This window comes from Oleiphilus sp. HI0061 (assembly GCF_001635675.1).
Genome location: NZ_LWFE01001603.1, coordinates 1 through 916, shown reverse-complemented (window position 1 = coordinate 916; position 916 = coordinate 1). Strand labels below are relative to the sequence as shown.

The 916-nt window shown below is 46.4% G+C and carries 2 protein-coding genes; one reads left to right on the top strand and one right to left on the bottom strand.

Features of this window, described 5'->3' with window-relative positions; translation table 11 throughout:
- The coding region (locus A3735_RS24865) for a polyphosphate kinase 2 family protein (protein WP_068638839.1) at positions 1-794 on the top strand (794 nt) is incomplete at its 5' end.
- Positions 795-805: 11 nt separating this feature from the next.
- Here the strand turns inward: A3735_RS24865 and A3735_RS24860 are convergent.
- A partial coding sequence (locus tag A3735_RS24860) for a DUF1244 domain-containing protein (protein ID WP_156499907.1) occupies positions 806-916 on the bottom strand: 111 nt, incomplete at its 5' end.

Below are 916 nucleotides of genomic sequence, written 5' to 3'. Positions count from 1 at the left end.
AACAAAAGCCTCCTAACCTCTCTAAGGTGAATTTTGATCAAGCTCTCATTGAATCAAAAAGCCAATACACAAAAGCACTTAAAAGCTGCCAGGAGCGCCTTCTCCAAATCCAACAAGCCTATTATCGACAAGGCAAACGAGCAATTATCGTGTTTGAAGGTTGGGACGCCTCAGGTAAAGGTGGGGTAATTAGGCGAATTAGCGAAAAGCTCGACCCCCGCGGTTTTAGGGTCTATCCGATATCAGCGCCTCACCCCGATGAGCAAGGCCGACACTACCTGTATCGCTTTCAAACCCGTCTTCCCAAGCCAGGCACCTTAGCCATTTTTGACCGTTCTTATTACGGCCGGGTGCTTGTCGAGCGAGTAGAAGGCTTTGCACCTGAAACAGCTTGGCAGAGAGCTTATCAAGAAATAAATGAATTTGAGCGAATGTTGACTGATGACGGCGTGCACCTGATCAAGTTCTTTTTACATATCACGCCCGAAGAACAACTTAAGCGTTTTGAACTACGTTTAAACACACCAGAAAAGCAATGGAAGCTAACAGAAGAAGACATCCGAAATAGGCTAAAATGGGACGATTACACACACGCAAGCAACGATATGTTCCGTTTCACTAGTACCGAAGCATCACCCTGGAACGTAGTACCCGCTAATCATAAGTGGAGCATGCGAGTTGCTGTCATGCAGAAGCTGAATGATCAGCTTGTGAAAGGTGTTGATATCACACCACCCGCTCTCGACCCAAAGCTGGTCAAAGCTGCCAAGAAGCATTTGGGTCTAGAAATTTAGGCAGGAGTGATTTACTTCTGCTTCGCTTCAAAAGCTTCGAGCTGCTGAGGCGTTGCCTTCAATTGATGCTTCTCTTTCCATTCAGAATAAGGCATACCATAAACGGCTTTACGCGCCTGATC